The 17,931-nt window shown below is 58.9% G+C and carries 10 protein-coding genes; all 10 read right to left on the minus strand.

Going from position 1 to position 17,931, the window contains the following annotated elements; translation table 11 throughout:
• Window positions 1-19 precede the first annotated feature (19 nt).
• On the minus strand, window positions 20-2,404 hold the full coding sequence (locus JC607_RS17405; RefSeq protein WP_198838164.1) for a hypothetical protein: 2,385 nt from the start codon (window positions 2,402-2,404) through the stop codon (window positions 20-22).
• Complete coding sequence (locus JC607_RS17410; protein ID WP_198838165.1) at window positions 2,404-3,780, minus strand: hypothetical protein; 1,377 nt, start codon at window positions 3,778-3,780, stop codon at window positions 2,404-2,406. The genes JC607_RS17405 and JC607_RS17410 overlap by 1 nt, the downstream gene beginning before the upstream one ends.
• 122 nt (window positions 3,781-3,902) lie before the next feature.
• A complete protein-coding gene (locus tag JC607_RS17415; protein WP_198838166.1) occupies window positions 3,903-5,912 on the minus strand; it encodes an McrB family protein in 2,010 nt (669 codons plus the stop codon).
• Between the two features lie 10 nt (window positions 5,913-5,922).
• A complete protein-coding gene (locus JC607_RS17420) occupies window positions 5,923-7,416 on the minus strand; it encodes a glycosyltransferase (protein ID WP_198838167.1) in 1,494 nt (497 codons plus the stop codon).
• Window positions 7,388-10,438, minus strand: a complete 3,051-nt coding sequence (locus JC607_RS17425) for an AAA domain-containing protein (protein WP_198838168.1) — start codon at window positions 10,436-10,438, stop codon at window positions 7,388-7,390. Before JC607_RS17425 ends, JC607_RS17420 begins: the two co-directional genes overlap by 29 nt.
• 510 nt (window positions 10,439-10,948) lie before the next feature.
• Window positions 10,949-11,350, minus strand: a complete 402-nt coding sequence (locus tag JC607_RS17430; RefSeq protein WP_198838169.1) for a type II toxin-antitoxin system VapC family toxin — start codon at window positions 11,348-11,350, stop codon at window positions 10,949-10,951.
• Window positions 11,347-11,583 carry a type II toxin-antitoxin system Phd/YefM family antitoxin gene (locus JC607_RS17435; RefSeq protein WP_233092973.1) on the minus strand — a complete coding sequence of 79 codons (237 nt, stop codon included), beginning with the start codon at window positions 11,581-11,583 and terminating at the stop codon, window positions 11,347-11,349. Before JC607_RS17435 ends, JC607_RS17430 begins: the two co-directional genes overlap by 4 nt.
• A gap of 155 nt (window positions 11,584-11,738) precedes the next feature.
• Window positions 11,739-14,930 (minus strand): helicase-related protein, encoded by a 3,192-nt coding sequence (locus JC607_RS17440; protein WP_198838170.1) that lies wholly within the window; start codon window positions 14,928-14,930, stop codon window positions 11,739-11,741.
• On the minus strand, window positions 14,930-16,774 hold the full coding sequence (locus JC607_RS17445; RefSeq protein WP_198838171.1) for a phospholipase D family protein: 1,845 nt from the start codon (window positions 16,772-16,774) through the stop codon (window positions 14,930-14,932). The genes JC607_RS17440 and JC607_RS17445 overlap by 1 nt, the downstream gene beginning before the upstream one ends.
• On the minus strand, window positions 16,764-17,930 hold the full coding sequence (locus JC607_RS17450) for a DUF6361 family protein (RefSeq protein ID WP_198838172.1): 1,167 nt from the start codon (window positions 17,928-17,930) through the stop codon (window positions 16,764-16,766). The genes JC607_RS17445 and JC607_RS17450 overlap by 11 nt, the downstream gene beginning before the upstream one ends.
• Between the last annotated feature and the right edge of the window lies 1 nt (window position 17,931).

A 17,931-nucleotide genomic window follows, 5' to 3' on the forward strand; every position in this document is an offset into this window, starting at 1 on the left:
TTAGCGACACCCTCAAAGTTCATGACGGCTCAAGATTGAACAGATCGAGCAGAAGGTCTGGATTTGTCCCACGACCTTCTAACTCTTCCAACAACTGTAGCAAGATTGGTTTATATCGGGAAACTGCCGCAGTCTTTTGATGGTCGCGAAGCGATGTCTTGCCGAAATCCGCGAGAGTCCTATGAATTGCCTCAGCCAACTCATCGGCCAGAGCATCTCGCCCAACGACAAGTGCTCCGGGATATTTCATTCGCCAGCGCAGCAATCCGGCAAGCAAGAATGGTGCATATTGGAAACGAGTATACTTCGTCCCCAATTCCTGTCTGAACTCAATCAATACCCGTTTGCCCAGTAAATCTACATGCTTTCGTTCCAGCCGGAGTGGCGCAGTTTCAGACCGAGACAAAAGAAACGCGATCGCAGCGGTTTCACAACGATAGCTCCACTCTTTGATCGGGACTGAGAATAGCAGAGAAAATGCGCGACTTTCGTCCCGCTGTGAACGACAGGTCCGACCAAGCCCCTGAAAAATAAGAACCCAGTTCATCGAGTGTGTCACAAAGGGATGCCGAAACAGCGGATTGCGGGCTTCCCATGCATCCAGTAGAAGGCCGGGAAGCTCTGGTGGAGAACGTTTGAACTGCCAGGTCAAAAATTTCAGGGATTCATTATTCGCGACCGTCTTTCCGCTGATCCGATCTCGGATATGCAGCATCGCACGTTCCGTCATCTTATCAAGCAGTTGAGTGGTGTCGTCGGGCAGCCCTTCCGGAATTCCTCCATCGCTGGAGATACAATACTCCCGGTTCGGGCGCGATGCGATGCGAGCCGCAAGACTGGCCCAGTCGACGGTCTCCTTGTCATCATTTTCCCGCAGGAGAGTGTAGAGGCCAGAGGCGCGTGTGCTATCCTCCCACGCCCCCAAACCACAGGGCAGAACCATCCGGTTCGGAATGGTTGCAGGGGCTGTGCCCAATTCCGCGATGAGATCATCCCATGGCTTTTGCACCTCTTCGGCGCTATTCCAGTCGATGGTGAACTGGCGGGAAATCGTGGGGGCGTCGATGATCAGCCTCGCACGTCCGGCCGCAGGCATCTGCTCAACTCTCAGTTCAACCTGAACTGCGGTTGGCACACTTGAGCCAATCTCAACCCGCGCCTTGCGCGGCCAAGGTTCAAGATCCTTGCACAAATGCACGCTGAACTCTGATTGATTGGGCTGGATTGCAAACCGTGCCGGGCGTGGGGATCGATAGATTCGCCCGGCGGGAAGCGTCTCGGTGCTCTCGACGAGATCATAGTTTGCCGCCCCATCCTGACCAAGGACAATGGTCGAGATGCCCGGGAGAAAGTCAAAATAGACCGGCTCACCCGCAGCATATCGCTTTGCAGCCTCGAGTGCGCCGTTGGCTACATTCGCAGAATCCGGGATAATAAGGGGACACGAAACCATGTCGCGCAGATCCTGCGCAATGGCAGCTCTGATCTCGCCCGTTGTCAAGGTTTCGAGAATGACGAAATCACAGCCTTCAAGTGTATTCAGATCGCTTGCGTTGAAATCCACTGCATCAAGGACAATGTCGGAGTTCATGGCGACCTGAGAAAACCCACCCCGCGCGTTCCGGATCAGTTCCGGCTCGCAATCCGCATCAAATGCCCAGGCCGATGGAGAGCGCGCGTGTTCTTTCCAGCCTGGATCGGGGGCGGAGCCTGATGTCTGAAGTTGACTTCCGATACGGGAAAGCAGGCCAGCATAGCCAAGGCAGGAATTCAGCAGCGTTGCCGCCTGCTGTCGCTCGGGCGCGAAGACCGACAACCGTGCTTCAGCTTCAAGGCGCAATGTCAGCTTCTGGATTGTAAAACCTTCACCAACGTGGCCAAGGACACCAATTTTCAGACCGTCCTTGGGTTTCACTTGGTCTGGCATGGTGGTCAGCCAACCCAGAACACTGAGCACAGAGCGCCAGACCAGCAAACCCCGCCCGAGCCGGGCGGAAGCGACTGCCGAAAGCAGGCGTTCTTGCAGTTGTTCGCCAGTGCCGGGGTGATCGTCAATCGAGATCGCACAGTATTTCGCACCATGCGCATGCCCTGACAGTGCTGCCGCCAGAGCTGTGACCGGGGTTGCGTGATCCGCCAGCATTGCCCGCACCAAACGTCTGCGATCAGATGCGCCGACATCTCCCCAGCCGCCACCGCGACCATGGGGCGCAAGCGCTGCTTGTGAGCCACCAATCCAGCTTTCGCTGTGACCTGTGCCTATCCGAACAACCGCAGGATTGAGGATTGCCCCTCCAAGATGCTGCCCTTCGATGACCTCTTCGCCATCTTCCATGACTCGCCAGTTGCGAGCGGCACTGTCCTTCCAACCGTTGAGATCATACCCACAAAGTTTTCGCGACATCAGGTTGCTCCCCAGATGTCGCGCTGCAGGAATGCTCGGATAAAATTGCGCCCCGCATTGAGTGATGGCCCTGCAGCATCAAAGGCGATGGCCTGAACAAATGCTCCATTCCTATCCGCCTGTGCGGCCTGCGGTTGGTGGTGCCCGGGCGTAAGGATAAGACCGTGGCGGATGCGCTCCTGCTGGTTTGACACCTTCATGAGCTGAGAAACGCGCAGCCCGGCCTCCTCTGCTGCCGTTTCGAGGTCCAACCTGTCCATTGCGTGGGGGGTCCAAACCGCAACGCGATGAGGAAATGCGGTTGCATCGAAAGGGTTTGAAATGCGTAGTGCGACATGCGCACGCGCATGAGTCAACAAGGTTCCGGGAACCTCTGGTCTGGCCATGACTTCGACAACGCGGCCAAGAGACTTCACCCAGAAAACCGCAATCGGACGTTCCTGTTCAAACCAAATTCCGTTCGCTGCCTCATCCCGAAATTGGATTGGAGCCTGTGCAACGAGTTGAGCACCGTCCATCTCGCCTAATGCCAGGACCATCGCCAAAACTGTAAAATCCGTCCATGTCTGCGCTTGCCAGGCCCAGAGCTCGTCCAGCGCCTTTTCGCGCCGCAACAGCGCTTCCCATGCTTCGCGTATCTCGCGGTAAACCCTGTCCTCAAGCAGGACATAGTTTGGAGTCATATCAGCCGAAGAAATGCCGACACCGAGTTGGACAAGCTCTGCTGCAAGGCTTTTGCACAGCTTCACATAGCTCAGCACTGCCTGATAGCGACTGCTGCCCTGCGCCTTGGGATGTTCGCGTATCCATTCGCGGCCAACATCGCCTGCCAATCGCAGATAGGCATGGGTCACGCGGTTTTCGAGCGTATCGAAATTCTCGTGTCGGACAACCGCCAAGATGCGCTGTGCTGCACCTGCACGTTCTGCAGTTGATCGTCCCGGCTGTCGTGAAAGCCATTGCATGGAGCCGCGGTCCATCTCCTGCACGCGATCAAGAGGTGTCAACTCGCGGTTTCGCCTCAGAACGCGACGGATGCGCTCCCGAAATTGCTTGAGAACGGGTGACATCTCTCGTGCCTGCCGCACAATTTCGGCCATACGAGGGTCTTCTTCCCGTTCCGCCCGGTCCCAGGCCGCAGCAAGGTGCCGCCAAAGAGTAGAAGGATCATCAAGTGCTTCGCCAAGTTCCTGCACGCGGGCGGTGACCTCGTTCATTCGGGCCAGAGCCGCAAATGCATCAGGATCGGCTTCTTCTCCGGCTTTTCCGCGCGGTCGAAGCGGGAACCCCTCACGAGTTGGCGCTTTGGAGGAGTGCCTTTTCGGATAGGGATGCTGGAGCAGATCTCGCCGGCGCTCACCGATCTTGCCGCGCATGATGACGACATGTTCGCCAGCCGACTCGACGCCATCACTCTCGGACAATAGACAATGGGAACGTCCGAAGGACTCGGCGTCCGGCAGTGACGCGTCCGACCAAGGCCGCTGCAGCCGAAGCATCAGCGAATAACCCCTTTCCAGACGAATTGCCCGGTTCCTTCTGCGGCATCAACCGATTGCCGGATAGCGTCCGCAAGCGGCTCATCCCCCAAGTCCTCGGAGAGTTTGCGCAGACGTTCAAAGTTCTGGCTCATATCCTCCACGTCGACCCCCCGGAGCTTGGGAAGCAGCCGCATCTCGATCTGATCAGCAAGTGCAACAGAAATCCGATCCGAAACTCCCTCCACTTCGGGATAGGCCACGGTGAATGCAAGGATGGCCCGGCCAAGCCGATGGCCAAAAGGCTTGCCAAAATCCTGCATCATAGCGAGCATCTCTTCGATCCGCCCCTGGGCTCGGTTCAGATCGGCAGGTGGAAGGCCGCGGGCACACCAGCGATCCCATTGCCTACGGCTGAGCGCGCGCTCTTCGGGGGGCTGGCTCGTCACATTGGCCTGAACCAGATGCCGGGGCGCCCCGAAGCGCATCACATTGGCACGGTCGACGACCTTGTCTGACAGGGATTGCGTGCTTTCATCCTCGTTCATCGTGCCTGCAAACAGCAGATTATAACCCGGAAAAATGCGCTGCTGTGCCTTGGGGATTTCCAATTCGATTTCTGCGTCCTTGCGCAGGTTCGCATCGGACTCGCGCCCCTTTGCAGGACGGCTTTCAAGACGACTGAGGAAATCAGAGAAATAGTATTCGACGCGCGCCAGATTCATCTCATCGAGAAGGATCATCAACATACGGTCTTTGATCGCGGCCTCATTATTCTGCTCATCAAGCGCAAAAAGAGCGCGGGCCATGTCCGTGGGACGGAAACGCCCTTCGATATAGTTGTAAAAGCCCATCAGATCCTGAGGGCTGTCCCATCGGGGTTGAACAGGAACCTGCAAAAACCCGATCCCCATGCCAGCAGCATATTGGCGAGGCAGCTGGCTTTTCCCCGTGCCGGAAATACCCGCAAGGACGGCCATCTGTGTGGTGTCGTTCACCTTCATGGCGGTGTGGAAAGCGTGCAGAATCCGGTCTGGATAGGTCAGGCCGAAAGCCTTGAAGCGGTCCTTCACGCGTTTCAGCGCATCGCCTTCGTTCATGGCCTCTGCCTGCCGCCAGGACATCAGGCCGGTCACGACTTGGGGTGCTTGCTTCAGCTCACGTAGCGGATCGGCCTCGCCCGCTCCCCCTGCGGTGAGGCCGCGCGCCTTTTCGATGTCGCGCTCAAGGCTGGCCTTGCGGGCTTCGAGAGCGTTGATCCGATCTCCTGCTGCTGCCTGTTCCTGCGCGAGATCGTTGCTGCGCTGCCGTGCAGCGGCAAGCCCAGCTGCAAGCCGCTCGGATTCATCGCGCTGAGTTCCCAGATTGGCGCGAGAAGCCGAAAGCCGCTCCTCAACTTCGCTAAGCTCAGCTGATTTTGCTGCAAGTCGCCCTGTCAAAGTAGCAGTTTCTGCCTCCAGTTGACGTGCTTCCTCGGCCAACGATGCCACCCGCGCCTCTGCCGCCTGCAAAGTCTGCAATCTGTCGCGGAGCTCATTGACCTGTGCATCAAGCCTGTCGCGTTCCTGGTTGAGAGCTTCAATTCGATGATCGATCGCTTCGGCCTTGGCCAGCCTGTCCTTCACCTCATCGTAATCGGCTCTTGCCGTAGCCAGCGAGGCATCTGCTTCAAGCTTTTCTGTCCGGGCAGCTTCTGTCTCATGGCGGATGGCTTCAACCTCCGCCCGCCGGGCTTCGGATTGGCTCCACTCCGCCAGCAAGTCATCGCGCTTCCGCTCCAGCGCATCAACTTCGGCACCAATCTCGGCGACATGGGCAAGTGCCTGACGGCGCTTCTCCAACTCCGCCTCGATATCTGAGATGGTTTTGCGTTTCTCTTCGATACGGGCAGCGACCGCCCGCTCTTCCTCCAATGGCCCAGCCAGTGCCACGGCCTTGTCATGTTGGGTGGCCAGAAAAACCGTGACCAGAGCCAGGACAACAAGTGCCACCGCAAGTGCAAGAAAAACAAACATGTTTGCTGTAAACATCTGTCCCGCCTCAATCGTTCGTTTCGCCGGGCGCAGACGCCGGATCGTTCACTGGTGTCGGAGTTTCACCATTTGCCGCCGGGAGCACGCTGGAGGACTCCGCCGCAGCAATCTGGGCCTGCAGCATGGAGAGCCGCGCTTCCAGCGCAACAACTTCTGGTGTCAGAGCGGCACGCCGTGTTTCCAATCCTTGGACTTCGGCATCCAACTGGTCCTTTGATGTCTTGCGCAGGGTGATTGCCTGACGAACGGTGACCTCGGCAGCTCTCGCATCGGAGAGGCGCCCTGCCGCCGTGGAAATATCAGCCTCAACGGAAGCAAGGCTGACGCGGGCAGTTTCAAGCGCCGTGGTCCGCTCTGCCAATTCCGCAGCCACGGCCGAACTCCGGGCCTCAAGCGCAGATATTTGCTGCTCGGCGTCGACTATCCGTGCGAGGATGGCACCTCTGTTGGCAATCTCAAGCGAAAGCCGCGAAATCTCATCCCGCGCCGCATCCCGTTCAGTCACAGCACCTGCGGCCTCCTGACGTGCAGTGGCAAGAGCTTGTTGTTGCTGGGTGATGCGGGAGGTCAGATCATCCAATCGAGTTTGAAGCGTATCACCCTCTCTGCCGAGCTCGGCGACACGCGCTTCTGCCATGCCAACATCGGCAGCCAGACGTTCACGCTGCGATGCGAGCCCCGATATTGCTTCCACAAGACTGGTGCGATTCGCACTGGATTGGCCAATCTCTGTTCGCAGGGGGCCGATTTCACCTTGAAGGCGTGCGAGTTCGGCCTCCATGGCCGCAACCTCTTGCTGTCGCGCAGCAAGCCTCGCCTCGATGCCATCCAACTCTTCGGCGCGGGCAGCCAAGGCGGTCATGCGAACGGTGAGTGCATCAAACTCTGATCTCAGTGCTGTCAGCTCGGTTCTTCTGGCCGCAATTTCGGAATCCAGGCTCGCGCGTTCATCCCGCAGACCAGCGATTTCCTGGGTCAGCCCATCGCGCGAAGATATCTGATCAGAAACGGCACGCTGAAGCGTGTCCCGCTCGGACGTCAGGACGGCTATGCGTTGCTCAAGCTCACGCACAGATCGTTCCAACGTTGTGATTTCTCCTGTGAGACCGGCTGCTTGCGCGATGGTTTCGTTGGCCTGGGCAAGCCGTGCAGCAAGGGCATCAATCTCGGCAACCGAGGTATCACGCCGCGCGACTGCTCCGTCACGCTCTGCAGATATGCGCGCCGCATCCTGTGTAAGGCCACGCAGTTCGTCTTGCCGCGCCGACAGGTCGCCCTCGATTGTCGCCCGATCCGCCAGCAGGGCATCACGACTGGTGCGAAGCCTGTCACGCTCACCAGAAAAATAGTCGATATCACCGGCGATTTCGCCATAGCGCTGATGGAGGGCGTTGGTTTGGAACCCGAGCCAGCCAACCCCGCCGATTGCAAGAACCGCAAGCACCGTCGCCACGGTCGTATGGGTGCGCTGCCTACGCGAGGTCTCGTTCGATGAGGTCAAGACATGCCTCCATATCCTTGGCTAATTCATCCACCCAGAACCTACGCACGCGCCAGCCGAGTGATTTCAGTTGATGGTCACGCCAATGGTCGGACAGCTTCCGTCCACCGTCTGTGCCTTCGTGAAAAAGGCGGCCGTCCACTTCAAGGTCGAGCTTGATGTCACCGGCGCCAAAAAGCGCGAAATCGAGTCTTCGGCCTGCAATTTCGTATTGCGGCTTCGGAGAAAGACCGCGCCCCAGAAGGGCATGATAGAGCCTGCGCTCCCAATCACTGTCAAAGACGCCTTCTCCGCTACGTTTTCGGGGTTCGGTCGCTGCGGCTGCAAGCGCCGCAAGAGTTCGGACCTTGCCGCTGCGGGCATAGTCGAGATCACCAAAAACATGGGCAACCGCCCTTGCGCGCGAAATGGCAACATTCAAACGCCGATGGTCTTTTTGCAAGAATGTCACGGCTGACACCCGGCTGCCCGCCCCGAGAGTCGGAGAAAACAACATGACATCGCGTTCCTGGCCTTGAAAACCATCCACCGTCGCCACGCGGAACTCAGCTGCCTCGAGTTTGTGGGCGGGGATCTTGCTCCGAACGGCCTGCTCGATCGCATGCACCTGGCCCCTGAAGGGGGAAGTCACACCTACGGTTCCGTCATAACCTTCGCGCAGCAGGAGAGCCTCAAGATGACTGACGATGGCTGCAACCTCGGCCGAATTAACATTGCTCGCGTCCATCGCCATCGGTGCGAGAACATGCGTCCAATCCAATCCCGGCTTGCACCCCTTCGGTGGACGGATCGTCGCCGGGTCATACGCGGTCCGCAGTGCCTGACCGTAGAACTCCCGGCTGATATAGTCGACGATCGGACCTGCGGAGCGATATTGCTGCCGAAGCAGAATCCGTTCGCACCCCGGCACTCGCCGCGCAAAGTCGAACAGGGAATTGCGGCTTTGGGCGTAACGGCTCATACGGGTGACCGGCAAACCTTGCGCCTGCATAAGATTGCGATCCTGTGCCTGTCCCAATTGGGCAATAAAGCTGAGCTGTCTATTGTCACCAACAACAACCGCACGGCGCGCCCTTGCAAAAAGCGGCAGGGCAGATGCGATGTCACACTGGCTGGCCTCGTCGAAGATAACCAGATCGAACAGACCGTCATCCAGCGGAATACGTTTTGGTGTGCCCAGAACGGAAGCCAGCCACAGCGGCCGATGCTGAACGACGGCCTGGGTGAGATCACTGGGCAGCGGCCCCTTGGCCCCGTGAAAATCGAGATCAGCCTTTGCATGGTCAAGCTGCTCGCGCTTTTCCGAGGAAACAGCAGTGCGTCCTTTCAGAACAACCGGCAGAAGTTTCTTTGCCAGTTCGGCGATGGAACTGCTGAGCGCCACCGTGTCACCCGGTATGGAAAGGCCGTCTCTTTCTCCTCGCCGGAATGACAGTTCCCGCACGATATCAACGCCTTCTGACGCGGGATGGGTGTTTCTTGCGCTTTGACGGAGGAAAAGTCGACGTAACCAGGCGATCAGTTTTGCTATGCCCCGGACTGTCTGGGGGGCATCGCGGCCGCGGTCTGCGATGTCGTCCGACTGCAGATGCTTGATGCGGGCCTCGAGGCGCTCGATAAGGTCCGCGATTTCGCATTCAAGCGCAGCCCGCTGTGTCATGATGTCCAAAGCGGTGCCGCGGTCTTCGGCCATTTGGCAAAGCCGGGCGAAAAGCGCTTCGTCATATGGGCGTGCAGAACCATCCTGTCCTGCGATGATTTCAGCAAGAACAGACAAGAACGACCTGTCGATATCGCGCGCCGGATCGAGCGTGCGGACCAGGAATGGTGTATCCGATGCAAGCGCGCCGATCCTGTCCTCAACGGCATCAAGTGCCTGGTGATTTTTTGAGGCGACCAGAACCGATCCGCCCGCAAAGAGCACGGAAGCTGCAATGGACACGATGGCTTGCGATTTACCGGTCCCTGGAGGGCCAGTGACGACGGTCAACGCGTTGTGGCACGCTGATCTGACCGCAGCGATCTGTTCGGCATTGACCTGACCAACGTTGATCGCAGGAAATGGTTTTTCTGACGCTGGCGCAGAGAGGCCAAGCACGGGGCCGAGGGCGGTGCGGGCAAGCCGCTCATGTGGCCAGGCTGCGATCTGGTCGAGGTCACGAACCGCACCTGCCGTAAAGCTGCTGTCATCCGGCAGGAAAAGTGCTGTCGCATCATAGATGCCCTGGCTGTCCGCGTCGACTTCCGATGCGGCCCATTCTCCCGTGACCTTCATGCGGATCTGACCTGCGGCGGCATCACCAAGCCGCGACAGGAAATCTTCCCCCATGAGGCCGACGCCATCGCTTTGAACAAAGACCTCAGCCAGATCCTTTGCCCGCCAGCCTGTCATGCGAGCGGCACCTTTCAGCCAGTCGGGATTGACCAGAACGTCATTTGCAGCGATCTCGACATGCAATTGCCCATCGGCGCGTCGCCATTCTGCGGCTATCAGACCGACAGGCCAGATTGCGGGCACGCCTGATCTGCGCCCGATCGCGATAGGCCACCCGATCGCAAGAGCGTTTTCGTTGGCCTCTCGCCGCAGGAGGGCAGCCCGGAAGTCCGATGACAATGCATCGAGATCAATTGTCAGGATCGTTGTCTTCCCCTTCTCGGGGAGAATGGGACCCCGACCTGCCACCAGATGCCAGGCGCTGCCGTGACGATCTGGGGCTTCTGTAGTCGCACCACGCGGATCGGCACGCAAGGCAGAGCGCCAATAGCGCAACAGCGCCTGTGGCTCGATCTGGCTGTCCGCCTCACCGTCTGATAGATCCTCTGCCTCTACGATATCCCGGACAGAACGGCTGAATGGAGCTGCGACGAGCGTGGACCTCTCACCTGGGGCTCCATTGTCTTGCAGGCGCGGTTCCTTCAGATTCTTCAGTGTCGGCGGAGCAACGGGTATCCATTTTCCATCGCTACGGCGACGGATGGCGCCATTGGCGGACAGATGCTCCAACTCGGCAATAACTGCCATACGCCCATCGTGCTGAAATGCCGTGCCCAGAAGGACTTGAAGCTCCTCGACAGTTCGTCCGCGCGGGAACGCCTGAATTGTGCGCAATACGGCTGACATTAATTCTCGTTGACCCGGATAATATTGTGAGCATCTCGGCCACGCTGTAGTTCCCCCTCGAGGCTTTCGGCGCAGACGGATCCATATTCGTCAATAGGTTGCACGTCCGCGTTACTTTCTCAACGAGAATGAGGCGCTGAGCCTGAAAAGCGGTGCCGCCTGAGCATACATGTTTCCAAGCTCGATGCCCCCGGAGCCACGGTATTTCGTTAATTCTTCAGGTCATCGGCACATCCGCGCAAGACCTCGCCCCGCAGTTCCGGCTCAGCACTCACTTGATTTCACAGCACAAGTCATCGAGATCCTGGCTGCGATCGGCCAGCGACACTGCTGCCCGATGTCGTCAAGCACAAAGGCATCGGGCTGGATGTCCGGTCTGGCACTGGCAAACGCATGAGGTGCCATGGAAATCTACCAGATTCGGCCCTTCCATACCGCAAAATTGTCCAGTCCGACGAAGGCGGTATCCTTGGATACGAGCGGGCACGCCATTTCGATGGCTGTTGCCGCGATCATGCGGTCGAACGGGTCCGGGTGATCCCACTCCATTGACCCGGACAACATTGCCATCCGGGCCGTATAGGGGGCGATGCGGAACCCCTGGGTGGAGCACAGGCTGTCGAGGCTGCCCGCATATGGCAACATCTCATCCCACTTGCCTTTCCGCACCTTCAGCGCAATCTCATGGAGGGCGCAGGGCGGAACATGGATCGTTGCACCGCTTTCGAGCAGGGTTCTGACCCCGGTCGACAGGAATGACGGCGCAACCAACGACCAGGCCAGCACATGGGTATCAATGACGGCATGGCTCAACCGCCCCACTCCGCAAGGTCTTCTTCGCTCATGGGCTCCAGAAAGTCGGGAATGGACCCGGGGCTGACGACGCCTTCCAGAAGGCCCAGCCGCACGCCTGTCCTGGCCACCGGCACAAGCCGCGCGGCAGGAACGCCGCCCCGGGCGATAATCACCTCCTCACCCGCATCCACCGCAGCAAGAAGCTCTGACAGCTTCGCCTTCGCTTCGGCGACATTCATCTGCACAGTCATGGCGAACCTCCATGATTTCATATGGACCAAGCATGGTCTATGCGGGGTGCGGAGTCAATCTGAAGCGCATGATGGGTTCTTGCGGGAACGATCCTGATCCGGTTTAGTGCCCGGCACATACCCTGTGGCCGAGATGGACCCGATGGAGCGAGCGATCATGCCTCGACAATCGGCCGCAGGCCTATCTGTAGCCGCTCAAGATCGAGACCCTCATGGTCAGCCTTCAACCGTGACAATAGCGTCATAAGATCGTCCTGCCGAGGCTGTCCGAAAGCCAGGCGGTAAAGCGCAACTGAGCGTTTCAGCCAGCCAAGCAAAGCAGCTTCCTTGCTGAATGGCAGCGTCAGGGTAAAACGCTCGACGCTTGTGCTTCCCTCAAGGAGCCAGAATGGCTCCAGATCACCCGGCCTTGCAGCCATTTGATGGGCTCTCGTGAACATTTGCGCCCAAGGGTCCGACTGCGGATCAGCCTGCCTCAGCCACCCTGCCTCCTGTTTGGCCAGATTCAGCCGCACGGCGTGGTTTTTGTATCGATGAACGCGGCCTTCACGCTGCTCCATATCAACAGGGTTGGTTGGCAGGTTCCAATGCACCAACCTATGGCAATAGGGGTGAAAATCGAGGCCTTCCTGCCCGATCGAAGTCGAAGCCAGAACGAACGGCCTGAAGGGAGAATTGAAAGAGGATCTGACGGTGTCTGTCCTTTGTGCCGCCCCTCCCTCCTGGGCTTTTTGCAAAAGACGTGTCGCGAAACGGCCGCGCATGTGGAATGTGTCCGTGATCTGCAGGCGATCCGCGCGCGCCTTATAGGTGCGAAGGCTGATCGTGGCCGGTCGCAAAGAAATCGCCTCTTCAATGGCTTCTGCGATGCGGGTGACCACCTTGTCAGGGCCGGTATCGGCAAGGCCCTCTGCTTCCAGCAGGATGTGAACATATTCGTCCAGAACCGATTGAAGATCATGGTCCTGGCTATAGCGCAGGACAGAACGCCAATAGACGCCGCTGCCGTCGCCGCGTAAAAGAGATTGGCTCTCGGGTTGGTTGAAAAGCCCCCGGAAAGCCATTCCAACCTTGCCCGCCGCGCTTAGAAGCACAGGGTTGTTCAGCTCCATATCTGGCGCAACGCGATGCAAGGCCCGCAGCGCACAGGTGGCAGGGCTGCCAAGAGCAAGGTCTGTCAGGTGATCGAGAAGCGTGTTCCTTTGTGGATCTCCGATCAGGTGATCCGCGCCCGCGGCATTGGCCAGCGCCACTGTGTGATCCGACCAGGCCTCTTGTCCATCATCCCTAAGCCCCCCCTGCAATCCGGCCCCCGTCCGTAACCACGCGAGATAGCCAGGCGTCTCTCTGTCAGCCCAGGCGGCGGCGGCCCAATCCCAGGTTTCGACCCGGGCGCCATCGCTATCGTCGTCAGAGGGGAAATCCCTGTCAGCCGTCCTCTGTGGCATGGGCCGCTGAGCAAAGAGAATATGATCTGCGATGGGCTCCAGATATTGCCGGGCCGCAGCCCGCATCGCGCCATGATCTTGCAATGGCCCCTGCCTGCGCCAGATATCAAGGGGATCCACGGCAGCGGCCAAAGCTGGCGACGGGATGACCAGCGGCAGTGCCCGCAACCCGGTTAACCTGTCACGGGTGTGGCGGAAGTTCAGCAATTGCGTCTGCTTGGCGAAAGCCTTTGAATAGGGATGGCCTTGCTTCGCCATGCCCATTGCCCGTTCGCTTTCAAAAGACAAGATCGCAGCTACGGCATCGGGCACCATCGCCCATTGCGAGAACAGCAGGAGTTTGCTGGCAGCAATACGATCACCAAAGTAGGGCAAGCTGGGCGGAATCCACAACCGCGTCGCGAGGTCGTTCTCAAAGGCAAGCTTGCAAAGCGCGCGCATGCGGCCATTGGGGATCGCAAGGGGCTTGTATTCCTCGATGCTGTTCAGATCGATCTGGACGTTTTTCGCCTGACGGATCGCAGACAAAAGTGCATCGGAGGGGTTATCCTTCTGGGCTTCAAGCTTCTGGCCCAATTTGTAATCGCGAAGGAAGCTGAGCAGGTATGGGGCGGATTTCCAGTATTCCACGGTGCCGGGTGCATCCGCAGCCTCGGCAACCCTTGCGACAGCCACGGCTTCGAGAAGGTCACCCGGCTCGACAGTGACTGGAATATCAATGTCGCGCATCATCGCATCGCGGTCCTCCGTCTCTGCCACACGCTCGGTGCGGGCGATGACCTGACGCAAAGTGCCTTCGATCATGGTTTTGAGGGACAGCGCATCGTCAAAGCCATTCGGCAGGGTTTGAAGCGCCTGACGGAAGCGCCGCATTTCACCTTCGAGCTCGGCACGGATGTCCGCTCCCTTCTCATCAAAGAGAAAGTCGATGACATCCAGAAACTCCTTGTAATGGTCGCCGGCATCCGCCTCGTCATCGCGCAATGACAGCATGCGGTATGGCGTCGCCGAGAGCAGAAGTATCCTTGGCAGGCGACCGTTCGACCCGGCGGCGTTAAACAGTCGGCGCGCCAGTTCGGCCGCTTCACCATCCCCCTGCATCACCTCGGTAAAGCGCTGGAACTCATCCAGCACAATCAGATCTGGCTCAAGGGCCTCGGCGCTCTCACGGGCGAGAATGCTGCGAAACTCCCCCACAATCGCTTCACGGCGGCGGTTAAGATCACGGCTATTTCCGCGCAGCCCTTTGTAGGCTTGTGCGCAGTTCTCAAGCTCGGCCAACAAATCCGGGCGTTTTGAGGTGGCCGCAGCAAATCTAGAGATGATGGATTCTTCCAACTCCTGCTGGTCAATCCAGTTCCGCGTTGTGCGCCAGCCATCCGCGCCGGCATAACCTTGCAACATCTTTGCCACGGCGCGGCGGTCATCCAGATGCTCCCAGAGCAGGCGCAAAATCAGTGCGCGCTCTTCTTTCATGCCCCCGCCGCTTTTGAGATCCAAAGAGGTGCCAGGGGTCAGGCTGAAGAAATTGACGCCCTCTTGCTTGATCCCGCCTGCCTTGGCCAGTTCAATTGCCAGCATGGTGAGCCGTGTCGGCAAAACGCGTGCCTGCGTTTCGCCCATCACATTCAGCCGCGTGACGTTCTGACGGGCAATCGCGCCGTTCGAGCAAATATAGACAATGTCGATGCGTTTGACGCTGGTTTGCAGCGCCTCGATCGTTCGGGCGATGACCCCACGCGCGATCATTGTTTTGCCAAGCCCGACCTCGTCGGCCACGAGAAAGTGCCGCACGGGATCCGGGTCAGACAGCAAGCGCCGTGAAACATAATCCACAGTGGCGCGCTGGAAGGCCTTGAGGCGGCGCAAGGCGGGTTCAGCGGTGAAGCGCTCGGTCATTATTTCTTACCATTTGCTTTTGGCATCACGGCCTGAAAAGAGGCCCAGAGCTTGCGGAACTCAGGTGGGATCAGCGGGCCGTCCGGCCCCTCGGCATCCCCGAGGCGTGTGATCAGCCGATCGACATCTCGCAGTTGCCGCCCATCGCCCGAAAGCGCACGCACGAGATCTTCAAGTATGGGGGCGTCTTGCGCGATCCCGTCCCCCCAGTCAGCACCACCACCGGCTCCTGCGGCGAGGAGCGTCTTAACGGCGTCAGAGACATCGCCCAAAAGCAAACGTATATAGCGCAGGAATGCTTCCCGGTTCTCGATGATGGCGCGCAGGATTTCCTCGGTTCGGTTCTCTGGCAGATCGATCAACTCCGATCCCAGAGTGATGTCGCGGCAAAAACCGGTTTCCCTGTCCTGAAGCCGGAGCCCGATCCAGCGGGTCACATCCCGCAGGGCGTGGCGCCCCAGCAATATCTCCTTTTGCGAAAGAAAGGTGATATCGACGCCCCAGGATTCTCCCGGAACCAAAGGCCATGCGCGCAAACCAAGAGCTTCAGGCACCTTCACCGCCTCCTTCACCGACAGGTAAAGCGTGACGGAGTTTTCTGGGCCAACCTCACAGCGAAGCCGGGGCGAAGATCTCGCGATCTGACGCAACAGCTCATCGACGCGCCGCTCGGCCTGCTGCTCCAATTCTGTGACATCAGGGGCATGAGGCACGAAATCGCGCAAAAAGCGCCCAAGGTTTTCCGGTGACATTTGCGCCTCAACCGAGCCGATATCCCGGGTATAGCCAGAGAGTGTTGCAAAGACCTCGACATTGGCGCCGCTCAGCAATGCCGCCGATGTGGCATTCCCCGAGCCCATCGTGATTTCTGTGCTCGAGTAATGCTCGGTTACAAAGGCTTTGGCATGCAGGCCCCGAACAGGCCCCTGATTATGCGCAGTCTCCGAAGCATCCTCGCCGTCCTCGGTTTCCGCCATTTCATCCAAAACCCGGATATGGCCAAACTTTTCGAGGGTTTCGCCCGAAAGCCCCGCCAGTTCCTCCGAACGCCCGAGGAGCCAGGCGTTTTCGGCGGTCACTTTTCCGAGCAGCGCCCCAAGGGCCGCATCGGTCACAAAGGGCGAAATGACCCCGAGTTTTGCACCAATCTTCGGGCGCCAGACTGTCTCGCCAAGGCCATTCACCGCGAAGCTGACGCGTCGCATGGTCGGCGGACAGATCCACTTTGCGCATTCGAGATCTTTCGCCAGCGAGGTCAACATGGTCCGAACATGCTTTGGCGGCTTCTGGCCGGACGCCATATTGGGAAGCGCACGAAGCAGCCCAACAATCGGCGCATTCGTGCGATCTGCCTCCGCCCCGATTGTGCCGTCGAGCGCCAAAGACAGATCCCATGACATATCGGTTGTCAGGTTGCGCGACAAAATCGCAAGCCTTAGCCGTGGCTCCTCCCGTCCAGAGATCGAAGTGAAGCGCAAGAGCCAGAGCTTGGGATGAAAGGCACCGCCGCGCGGGGCCACGACCTCGGTCACCGTATCTTCCAGCAGTGCCGTCAGCCTGTTTGCACCGCGCGGGATCCCGGCAATACGCCCGCCTTCGCAGAAGATTGCCACCTTCTTCGCGACACGCTCCAGCCCCTCCAGAAGTGCGAGCGGCGTATCGAGTGTCTGCTTGCGGTTTTCTGCCGCGTGGAATGCAAGGGTTGCCGGGATGACCAAGGCCGTCTCGAAATCGAGCGAATAGGTCGTCGCCACGGCTGCGTCCAACTCATAACCAGGTGGCGCACGCAGTATTTCGCCATAGAGCACGCGGTTTTCAGGGTCGAGCGCGATATTATCCGGCACGATGAAGGTCCTCCAGATGGCTTTGGGCGATGCTCCATCGGAAGTTCAGCTCTCCGAGGCCAGATGCGCCGCCCCACCGCGCCAGTGCTGCCTCGTTACGAAAGCGCGACTTACCCTTCTTGAGAAAAATCTCGCGCTCGCGAACCAGCTGACGCGCCTGATCGTCAGCACCTACCTTCATCTTGCTGCGGCGCACCGCGTCGAGCCAGGCCGCGATGAAGTCTCGGGTCCGGGGCGAGATACGATGCACGGTGGCCGCTGTCAGATCCCAAAGCTCGGCAAGCAACCAGCCGTCAAACAGCCCCTGGGGCGTATCGTCGGCCCATGTCTTGAGCCGCGCGTCATAGTCCGCGCGCCGATCATGCCAGGCGCTGGCATCTGCGCCATGTCGCTTGACCGCCTCTTCACAGAGGAGAAGATTGTAAAGCAACGACGCTCCATGCATCAACCGTGAGAAGCGTTCTGCATGCAAAACAAGGGATTGCAGGTCGGCAGGCCAGTTTTTTCGGTCAGGATGCAGCCAGATGAATTTGCAGTCGACGGTTTTCTGCACGCGAGACAGTAGCGTAAACAGACTGACGGGTGCCTCTTTTACGAGCCGATCACGCAGGAAATCAGCCTCTTGCGGGGTCATTTGGAAATCGACCTTGAAACCCGGATCTTGCAAAAAACCATCAGGTGCCGCGGGCAGCCCTGCGCTCCAAAGCTGATGAGCCTCACCGGGGGAGGCCTCGAGGCAGGCATTTCTGCTGCCATCAAACTGCCGAATGCCGAGGCTGCGCAGGCCCGCCCAATAGACATCGCTGGGCAGGCGTTTCAGGCTCTCGCGTGCTTCGCTCCCAATTACCCCTTTACTCTCGCCGCCCCGATCCAAAGCGTCGATCAATCGGATCTCCAAGGCGCGGGCGTAATCCCTTCGGGAAGCCACAGACCCCTTTCCTTGCCCGGCAATCTGATAGATCCAGGGCACAAACATCATATAACGTAGCCGCGTCTGGATGGTTGATGTGCCAGGAAACAGCAGATCCGCCACAGCATCACGGATGGCTCCAAGACCGAGTTCGTCGCGACTGTCCTCGGCGCCGAACAGATCCATGATGCGCCGCGTTCGGTCGCGATCCGCCTGATCAAAATCAACCCATCCGAAAAATGACACG

Source organism: Paracoccus sp. IB05 (assembly GCF_016405985.1).
GTDB lineage: Bacteria > Pseudomonadota > Alphaproteobacteria > Rhodobacterales > Rhodobacteraceae > Pseudogemmobacter.

What these genes read in the sequence shown, in the direction of transcription:
- JC607_RS17405 (WP_198838164.1), bottom strand. Translation starts at nt 2,404, where the DNA reads ATGTCGCGAAAACTTTGTGGGTATGATCTCAACGGTTGGAAGGACAGT.
- JC607_RS17410 (WP_198838165.1), bottom strand. Translation starts at nt 3,780, where the DNA reads ATGCGCGGCAAGATCGGTGAGCGCCGGCGAGATCTGCTCCAGCATCCC.
- JC607_RS17415 (WP_198838166.1), bottom strand. Translation starts at nt 5,912, where the DNA reads ATGTTTACAGCAAACATGTTTGTTTTTCTTGCACTTGCGGTGGCACTT.
- JC607_RS17425 (WP_198838168.1), bottom strand. Translation starts at nt 10,438, where the DNA reads ATGGCAGTTATTGCCGAGTTGGAGCATCTGTCCGCCAATGGCGCCATC.
- JC607_RS17435 (WP_233092973.1), bottom strand. Translation starts at nt 11,583, where the DNA reads ATGACTGTGCAGATGAATGTCGCCGAAGCGAAGGCGAAGCTGTCAGAG.
- JC607_RS17440 (WP_198838170.1), bottom strand. Translation starts at nt 14,930, where the DNA reads ATGACCGAGCGCTTCACCGCTGAACCCGCCTTGCGCCGCCTCAAGGCC.